Origin of the sequence: Thermococcus sp., from assembly GCF_015523185.1 — an archaeon.
Classification (GTDB): domain Archaea; phylum Methanobacteriota_B; class Thermococci; order Thermococcales; family Thermococcaceae; genus Thermococcus.
The window spans coordinates 1-8,278 of record NZ_WAKV01000025.1 but is presented as its reverse complement, the minus strand read 5'-3'; the positions used below and the strand labels follow the sequence as shown (position 1 = coordinate 8,278).

The following is an 8,278-nucleotide window of genomic DNA, read 5'->3' as shown; positions in this document are numbered from 1 at the left end:
CCCGGGGAGCGAAGGGGACTCACGGCTCGCCGAGACGCTCATCCCCCGCGGTTTCCCGGGGGCGTTGGGGATTTACCGTTTGGGCTTAAATCGTTAGCGGTTCACTATCGAGCTAACACCAGCAGAGGCAAATATCAGAACCTCGATGGTTCTGTAGGCTTCTTCAACGCTCTTAGCACTAAAGCGAACTGTCTTTCCATTGAGCCTCTCAACGAAGGGCAACAGCTCGGCTGTCTCTGCATAAGTGCTGTTGAGGAAGCGTAGCTTGACTTCAACAGGCGTTTCTGTTTTGAGGGGTTTGAGCTCTTCCCGTTTAAAGCGTTCGAAGGCCTCAACCGTTCCCTCACGGAGGAGCTCTTGTATCTTCTCCATTCCCGGGCTGATTGCGGAGTACCTGCCGAAGCTTTCCTTCAGGACAATCCCAACGGCCCAGGGAAGGTGTTCTTTAACGTCGGTCTCGATTAGGCTCTTGTCTCCAGCTACCATTGCAACGGGAACGTCCCATTCGCCGAGGAGGTAGGCATTGAGAAGCGTCTCACTCACCTCAATTCCGTTTATCTCCAGTTTATCAATCGAGGCACTGCTGTAGGTGTGGTCGAAGGTGGCTTTTCCGCTTCCGGCCTTGGCATGGTAACCGAGAAAAATCGCAAAATCTGAGCCCTTGGCTCCAGCGACCATACTTAGTGGTCTTGGAAATCCCCTCACAACTTTAACGTAGCTAGGTGTGTCCTCCACAAGAACATTAACCATCGGGCCGTGGCTGTCGGCTATAACTACCTCTTCAACTCCCGCTTCATGGTGCAGGGTTTCGGCGACGACTTTCACGACTTCCGTCGCTATCTTTCTGGCCTCAGCGTAGAGGGCACCCTTCACGAAGAGGTGCTCTCTGCTAACAATATGGGGAAGACCCTCGAGGTCGAGGGAAATGAAGGCCCTCATGGCAATCACCGGGAATACGTCGGAGGTGTCAGGATAAAAACCCACCGAGGCTCTGATAACTCCCAGGAATATATCCGGCGAAGACCAATAATTCCCGCTCATGAAAAAGGTTTTATAGGACTTCTTTTAAAGAATAAAACGGTGATAGGCATGCAGATACTTGAAGTTAACATTAAACTCCCCTATCGTAAGAGGGGAGATGTATTAGGCCATCTTTTATCCAAAATTTCCGGCAGGGTTAGGGACATCCACTTCCTCCCGCCCGATGCAACAGGCATGTCCGAGGTCAGGATGGAGCTCGTTGGTGGTAAGGACCTAATTGGGGAACTTAAGAGGGTTGTAAAAAACGGAAAGGTGTCCTTCAGGATTCTTTCCGAGGCTTGATTCTATTTTATATCCGCTTCATGCCGAGCTCAGTGCCACCCAGACGAGGAACATCGTCCCTATGACGTCGCTGAGGGTCGTAACCACAGGAATGGCCACGTTGTCGGGGTCCCAGTTGTATTTGTCGGCAAGTATTGCAACCACCAAACCGATTAGCATGGCAACCATGATTACAAAGGGAAATCCGAGGACGAAGTTCCAGAGGATTCTTGCCGGCCTGTGGATGTAATGGACAACTACCCACATCGAGATTAGGTTCGTTAAGTAGCCTATTATTGGGGCCAGAATCAAGAGAGATATGAAATCGTAGAGGGTTTCCCGGCTCTTAACGGCCCCTACACCCTCTAGGTGTATTTTTGTTGACACCTTCGCGGCTATTATCGAACCAAAGTTGCCCATACTGTCGTTCACACTCGGCCACATGACGCTGACAATTATCACCGTGTTGATTATCCTCTCGTATTTAACGAGGAGCCCGCCTGTTACAGTCTCGATGAGGGCCATTGCCCCGATTATAGCGGCGAGCTCTCCGAAGGCCCTCTTGTGTTCCTTCTGGAATTTGGCCTTAAAGGTCAGCGCGATGAGAATAGCCAGCATTGTAAATGACAGTGTGTAGAAAGCATCCTCGTGATGGAGGTAGAGCAGTGCAAAATAGACCATCGTCGGCATTGTTATTAAGTCTGCAATCGAGCTTATCAGCGGTGCGGCTATCAAATCCGGGTCATAACCCTTCTTGAAAGGGATTATTGTAATGAGGGCCGTCCCATAGCCGAGAATGACACCAATGAAGATTGCAGAGGCAATTACCATAAGCAAAACTATAACGTCCTGAACGATGTTATGGACAAGGAACAGGCCGACTACCCAGAGCACTATCAGGGGTATCTTGCTACTCAGAATCGCCATAACTATCTGCGTCGTTACCTCCGGGTCCCTGACGCTCTCAATAAGGCCAAGATTCAGCTTTGTTGTGAAACGGGATGCCAGAGCAGAGAAGATGTTTCCGCGCAAATCCATAAGGCCGGGCATTATGAAGACGAGAATCGGGAAGTAGCTCATTATGGTATCCCAGTTCTTACCGAGAACAGCACCGCCCACAAAGTCAAATATCAGGCACAAGAACAGGGCCGGAAACGAGAGTAGAAACGCGTCCCTGAGCTTGCCCCTGAGCGTTCTTGAGGTTCCTATTGCACTCTTTACCACCGTCATCGTCTCCACCTCCCACTGCAGTCACCCTCCCATTTCTGGCTTCTCTGGGATACTGACGATTTAGCTGACCAAAAACTTATAAAAAAGTTGTGGTTCAACCACGGAAGCTAAAAACTAACCTTTGATTCCCCTGTTGAGCTCTTTAAGCTTTTTCTGAGCCTTTCCAAGGGAGCCAGCCTTTTCTATGGCCGTTCCCGTAACGACTATATCGGCACCGGCCTCAACGGCTCTTCTCGCCTGCTCCCCAGTCCTTATGCCCCCGCCAACTATGAGGGGCACGTCTATGACCTTTTTCACAAGGGAAATCATCTCGGGTGGGACGGGCTTTTCTGCCCCACTTCCGGCCTCAAGGTAAACGAGCCTCATTCCCATATACTGGCCGGCAAGAGCGTAAGCGGCCGCTATCTTCGGTTTGTGTCTCGGGATTGGCTTGGCATCTCCGACCCAGCCGACGGTTTCCCCGGGCTCGATTATGAGGTACGCCATTGGAATGGGCTCTATTCCATACCGCTTCACCTGGAAAGCGCCCAAAGCCTGGGCACCGGTTATGAAGAAGGGGTTTCTTGAGTTGAGGAGGCTCATGAAAAATATAGCATCTGCATACCTGCTTATCCCCCCGTGGGAACCCGGGAAGAGTATTACCGGAAGGGTTGAGTTCTCTTTTATTGCCTTAACAACATCGTCAAGAACTTCTCCCTCTGCTCCGATGGAACCACCGACCATAATAGCATCAACCCCTATTTCCTCGCTCATTCCGGCTATCTTTCCAGCTGTCTCAGGTGAAACATCGTCGGGATCCAGCAGAACGAAGTGAAGTTTTCCTTCTCTGAGCCTGTCATGGATGTAGCGTTCGACCCTTCCCATCTTGAGCATTCTTACACCCCCTAACTACATTTCTCTCACACTTTTAACGGTTTTCCAGCTCAGGCCGAGGTTTTTGAGGATATCAATGAGGACCCCGTCTGGCTCTTCATCGAAGTGATAGAGGTTTGTGGCGACCTTAACGTCGCCGGCACCGAAGCCAGGGACGGGTTTTCCGTGCTTCGAGACCTCGATGGAGAGCGTTTCCTCAAGCCTTTCCTCGCTTGGAATCAGGTAAGCCCTCAAAAGCCTGGCCTCCTTTAAAAGGTAGTCGATGTGCCAGTGCAATTTCTTTTCTCTCGAGAAGTGCCTTCTGACCCTCTTTTCGAGTGAGTTCATGGCAGAACCCACGTAAACGTAGTAGCCCGGCAAAAGCTCAAAGGTTTTCCCTTTTGTCCTGATGGTTTTTTCTTCGTCGAGCTTTATGACTAGAAAATACGAGCCCTTCATGTTTTCCCATTGGGGGTTGAGTTTATAAGCTCACCTGCCAACGACAATCGGTGTGGATATGGACGGCAGGAAGAAGAAACCCGTTGATGATTTTGCATGGCAGGAGTACGACAGAGAGGAGTTTGAGAGACGCTTTCCAGCTTTGGCGAGAGAGCTGGAAGGCGAAGGAATACCCATAGATGCCTTCAGAATGGACGAGGAGGAAGGCGAGAGGGAGGCCGAGCCCAGAAACTTTTCAGGTTACGAGCCAACTGTCATAGACTTCCTTCGTAGATGCGAGACCGATGAGGAGGCCCTTGAGATAATAAACTGGATGGAGGCAAGGGGAGAGATAACCCCCGAGATTGCGAAGGAGCTGAGGGTAACCCTCACCAAAAAGGGCGTGAGAGCATTCGGCCCGAAAAAGGAGTGGGGATGGTACGAGAGACACGGGAGGGGCTGAGGTGAGAACCTTCATAATAAAGGCAAACAGGGCCCGGACAAAGCCAGACTTCAAGCTTAGCGATTTGCCCGGTACGAGCGGGAGGATAGACGTCCTCTGCAGGTTTCTCAACTCGGCTTTTCTTCTCTCCCACGGCTTCAGAAAGAACGTGCGCGTCTGGCTTCTCCTTTACGGCCCGCCAAACCCTCCAAAGGCAATACGCTTCGAGGGGCCCGAGCTCAAGGTCCGCTTGAACCCGGATGAGAGGAGCACGGCGAAGCTCATAATGAAGGCCCTTAAAGTTGGTGAAAGCCTTAGAGAACCGGGTAAAGAGCTTGAAGTTTATCCCGGTCTGTACGTGAGCAATCGGACTTTTGAGGACGTTGTTCGACTAACGCTCAAAAACTCGGCCCTCTATTACCTTCACGAGGAGGGAAAACCGATAGAGAGAGTTCCCTTTAGGAAGAACGTTGCCTTCGTCCTTGGCGACCATGAGGGACTCGGTAGAGAGGACGAGGCTTTTCTTGAGGGAATCGCGGAAAAAGTAAGCGTTGGAAAAAGGAGTTATTTGGCCTCGCACGTCGTTGCGTACGTCAACATCTTTCTGGATTCCCTCACTCCTCCTCCCTGAGCTTTAGCGAGGTGTGCTCCTGCTTGAGCTCTTCTATCCTCTCAATCAGCTCATCGCTGAGCTTTTTAATGTTCAGGGCAACCTCTTCAAGGGCTTTAATCTTCTCCTCAAGTTCTTTCTCGCGTTCCTCAACTTCCTCCATGGCTTTTGCAAGTTTTTCCTCCTCGCTTTTCCTGTAGACTTCAATTTTCAGGCTATCGTAGTCCCAGACTATCGTGCCGTCTTTAACCTCGAACTCTACGGTAATCCTAACGACGTCTTCCTTGGAGACCCCGAGTCTCTGGAACTCCTCGAAAATTCTCTGGTTGAGCTCTCCTGAGGCCCGTATAATCTCCTTAGGCTCGACCATCTTCCTCGCTAGGGCAAAAAGAACGCGTCTGACCTTGTGGGCGTAGCCGCTCGCCCGAACGTAGCCGGTGCTCAGCCTCATTGCCACCACCAAAAGTTTATTCAACTTCTGTGCATAAATGCTTATTGGTGGTGTGCGGTGAACATTCTAATTTTCGGCCCACCTGGAAGCGGGAAGTCAACGCACTCCCACAGGATTGTCGAGCGCTATGGTCTGACGTATATCTCCTCCGGCGACCTGATAAGGGGGGAAATAGAGAGGAAAACACCGATCGGAAAAGAGATGGAAGCTTACCTGAGCAGGGGCGAGCTAATTCCAGACACGATAGTCAATACATTGATAATATCAAAACTGAGACGCCAGAGGGAGAACTTCATCCTTGACGGCTATCCGAGAACCCCTGAGCAGGTTCTGGCCTTGGAGAGCTATCTTTACGACCACGGGATAAGGCTCGACCTCGCGATGGAGATTTTTATAGACCTTGAGGCGAGCATTAAGCGGATAAGCGGTAGGAGAATCTGCCCGAACTGCGGGGCGGTGTATCACATCAAGTACAACCCGCCCAAAAAGCCCGGAATCTGCGATGTCTGCGGCTCGAAGTTAATTCAGAGGGAAGATGACCGACCGGAAGTTGTCGAGAGGAGGTATAGGATTTACACAAAGAACATGGAGCCAATAATAAAATTCTACCGCAACAAGGGGATATACGTAAGGGTTGAGGGAAATGGAAGCGTGGAAGAAGTGTGGAAAAGGATTCAGCCGTTGCTAGACTACATCAGGGCGAGGAAGACTTACCTAAGATATCCATAAGCATCTGTATCTCTTTCATTCCTGCGAGCTCTTCAGCTTCTCGTATCATGTCCTCCATCCTTCCCATGACAATTGCTAGGGCCCTATCCTTGGGGTCAAGTATCTTTACATTAACGTTAGGGGGATAGTCTTTAAGGAGAATCTTCATGTATGTTTTTGTTTTCTCAGAGATTAACTCTTTCAATTTTTCCTTTTCGTATTGGTCCAACTCTCTCATAACCTTTATAACAACGTCGATTTTTCTGTTTATATTATCGATGGACAGTGTAAGTGCCGATACTGGAATCTCAATTTCCTTGAGTTTTATTATAAGACCTTTTCCTATTCGCTCCGCGATTGATTTCAACTCTTCGGGGGCATCAACAACTAGGGAATAGTGGGGAGTTGTTCTTTTTTCGCTCTCTAATTCCACGACAGAAATGTTCCCCACTGCAAATTTAACGTTGTAAAGTTTTCCAAAAGTAGATGTTGCTTCAGTACAGAGCTTTTCAACAAGTCCTTCTATTATGGTCTCTATAGACATTATTGTAATACCAGTATCCCTTTTTATTCTTAAAGTAAAATTAAGAAAAATAGTCTGTTCTTTAGGAGTAACTTTAACCCTCATTTCTTGTATCTTTATCCCAAATGGTTCCAATGCCTCTTCCAATCTTCCGGCAAAAAGTTTATCTATGATGGGATAATACCCGGGTGGCTCAACGATAAGCACTTATAACACCTCTTCTTTTAATTCTTCCAAAAAGACTTTAATGTTTTCCACTCTTATAAACTTCTGGTGTTCACAATGAAGGTTAGGTTCTACGCTACATTCCGGGAGCTCATCGGAAGGAAGGAGATTGAAGTTCACAGTGTGAAAACGGTTCGAGAACTCATAGACTACCTGGCGGAGCATTACACACCGCAAATTAAGAAGGAGCTCCTTGAAAGTCCGCGTGTCGGTCCGAACAAACCAATAGATGGGATGATTCTTGTGAATGGCCACAACATCCTCCATCTAAAAGGTCTCGATACCGAGCTCAAAGAGGACGACGAGGTTCACATATTCCCACCCGCAGGAGGTGGCTAAAGGGCAGTTCTCTTTTCATCATTGCAGAAAGGGGAAAAGGACGACTTAAAAGGAGAAACATAAGGACGGGAGGCGTCAGCTTCCCTCCCACAGGACGTAGGTCTTCTTGGCAATAAATATCGGCTCAATTCTCTTGCTTACAATGACTACTTTGTCACCGTACCTCTTCTTGAGCTCTTTGATGTAGTTGTCAATAAAGTCCGCGGGAACGCTGGCCTTTCCTGTAATCACGTTGTCTCCCTTCTTAACGCTTGATATCGTCTTTACCGGGATGTAGCCGATGATGTCCATATGAGGTTCGAGGTAGAAGTCTGGCTTGTATATATCTGTGCCGTTTGGAGCAATGTAGTAGTAAATGACCCCCCTAAGGGTGAACTCAACGTTGCTGTAATCCTTATCGAAAGCCTCCGTGAGCTTTATGGTTCCGCTCTGGCCAGGAGCAATGACCCAGCTCGGGTTCGCCAGCTCTCCGTTAACGTAAACTGGGCCGTTAGTGACCCCGACCGGGCCGTCCTGGATGAGGATGAAGCGGTACTTAGTAGCGTTTGGAACATAGAGGTGAACCTCCACTGGTGTCTCGTTGAGGTGGTTAATGTAAACGTTTCTCGCTACTACTTCCCTCTCGATAAGCTTGGTTCCGTTGTAGGCCTCAAAGACAATGGTGCCGTTCTTAACATCTCTACCAAAGGCCGAAATCCAGAGCCTGAGCGTCTGGTTTCCGAGGGGGAGTTTACCTCCCGCCATCGTGCTGTAGAAGGGCTTCCACGTTCCGTTCTGGAGGAAGTCCATCCTGTATATCGCGAAGGGTGTGAACTCATAAACCCTGACGCTTGGGTCATAAATTCCCTGCTTCTTCAGGTAACCATTGTAGGCAGTGTAAACCAGCTTGAAGTTGGCGAAGAGCTTCTGGGCGTCCCACTCATTAATTGAGTACGGAAGGTGGAGTGCCAATCTGACGTAGTCACTGAAGGCTACCTTCTTGTAGGCGAGTATTCCCACGGGGTAAACCTTGTTGTCGGACGTTCTGTATGGGACTATGTAGAGAACGTAAGGCGAGGCGCCTCCGCTGGTCTTGTAGGAGTGCCCATTTATAAGGTCGACCGTCATCTCTGGTTTGAGATACTGGTTCTCTCCCACCTTGACATAAATGCTCTTTGT

The 8,278-nt window shown here is 49.3% G+C and carries 11 protein-coding genes and 1 pseudogene; 5 read left to right on the top strand and 7 right to left on the bottom strand.

What is annotated here, in order from left to right; genetic code table 11:
* Positions 1–93: 93 nt before the first annotated feature.
* The gene (locus F7B33_RS03005; protein WP_297073014.1) at positions 94–939 is read right to left on the bottom strand and encodes a M55 family metallopeptidase; all 846 of its coding nucleotides are present in this window, start codon (positions 937–939) and stop codon (positions 94–96) included.
* Positions 940–1,089: 150 nt separating this feature from the next.
* Here F7B33_RS03005 and F7B33_RS03000 point away from each other — a divergent pair, with 150 nt between their 5' ends.
* Entirely contained in the window at positions 1,090–1,323 is a 234-nt protein-coding gene (locus tag F7B33_RS03000) for a hypothetical protein (RefSeq protein WP_297066265.1), read from the top strand.
* Between the two features lie 18 nt (positions 1,324–1,341).
* Here F7B33_RS03000 and F7B33_RS02995 read toward each other — a convergent pair whose 3' ends face one another.
* The 3 genes from F7B33_RS02995 to F7B33_RS02985 all read right to left on the bottom strand — a co-directional run bounded on the left by F7B33_RS02995 (position 1,342) and on the right by F7B33_RS02985 (position 3,843).
* The gene (locus tag F7B33_RS02995) at positions 1,342–2,532 is read right to left on the bottom strand and encodes a magnesium transporter (RefSeq protein WP_297066245.1); all 1,191 of its coding nucleotides are present in this window, start codon (positions 2,530–2,532) and stop codon (positions 1,342–1,344) included.
* Positions 2,533–2,646: 114 nt separating this feature from the next.
* Positions 2,647–3,405 (bottom strand): geranylgeranylglyceryl/heptaprenylglyceryl phosphate synthase, encoded by a 759-nt coding sequence (locus F7B33_RS02990; RefSeq protein WP_297066242.1) that lies wholly within the window; start codon positions 3,403–3,405, stop codon positions 2,647–2,649.
* 15 nt (positions 3,406–3,420) lie between these two features.
* Entirely contained in the window at positions 3,421–3,843 is a 423-nt protein-coding gene (locus tag F7B33_RS02985; protein ID WP_297066240.1) for a DUF123 domain-containing protein, read from the bottom strand.
* A 58-nt stretch (positions 3,844–3,901) separates the two neighbouring features.
* Between F7B33_RS02985 and F7B33_RS02980 the strand changes: the two genes are divergently transcribed.
* Both F7B33_RS02980 and trmY read left to right on the top strand, forming a co-directional pair.
* Positions 3,902–4,285: a DUF2095 family protein gene (locus F7B33_RS02980; protein ID WP_297066237.1), complete on the top strand. Its 384-nt coding sequence runs from the start codon at positions 3,902–3,904 to the stop codon at positions 4,283–4,285.
* A gap of 1 nt (position 4,286) precedes the next feature.
* Positions 4,287–4,895, top strand: coding sequence for a tRNA (pseudouridine(54)-N(1))-methyltransferase TrmY (gene trmY / locus F7B33_RS02975; RefSeq protein ID WP_297073013.1), 609 nt, complete (start codon positions 4,287–4,289; stop codon positions 4,893–4,895).
* Here trmY and F7B33_RS02970 read toward each other — a convergent pair.
* Positions 4,879–5,325 (bottom strand): single- stranded DNA-binding family protein, encoded by a 447-nt coding sequence (locus F7B33_RS02970; RefSeq protein WP_297066262.1) that lies wholly within the window; start codon positions 5,323–5,325, stop codon positions 4,879–4,881. The two genes, trmY and F7B33_RS02970, sit on opposite strands and share 17 nt — an antisense overlap.
* Positions 5,326–5,382: 57 nt before the next feature.
* Here F7B33_RS02970 and F7B33_RS02965 point away from each other — a divergent pair, with 57 nt between their 5' ends.
* Positions 5,383–6,054: an adenylate kinase gene (locus F7B33_RS02965; protein ID WP_297066231.1), complete on the top strand. Its 672-nt coding sequence runs from the start codon at positions 5,383–5,385 to the stop codon at positions 6,052–6,054.
* On the opposite strand, the gene F7B33_RS02960 is transcribed toward F7B33_RS02965, so the two are convergent.
* Entirely contained in the window at positions 6,020–6,763 is a 744-nt protein-coding gene (locus tag F7B33_RS02960; protein ID WP_297066228.1) for a hypothetical protein, read from the bottom strand. The two genes, F7B33_RS02965 and F7B33_RS02960, sit on opposite strands and share 35 nt — an antisense overlap.
* 75 nt (positions 6,764–6,838) lie before the next feature.
* Here F7B33_RS02960 and F7B33_RS02955 point away from each other — a divergent pair, with 75 nt between their 5' ends.
* Positions 6,839–7,120, top strand: a complete 282-nt coding sequence (locus F7B33_RS02955) for a ubiquitin-like small modifier protein 1 (protein ID WP_297066260.1) — start codon at positions 6,839–6,841, stop codon at positions 7,118–7,120.
* 75 nt (positions 7,121–7,195) lie between these two features.
* On the opposite strand, the pseudogene F7B33_RS02950 reads toward F7B33_RS02955, so the two are convergent.
* Positions 7,196–8,278, bottom strand: a pseudogene (locus F7B33_RS02950) (peptide transporter); the annotation flags it as partial.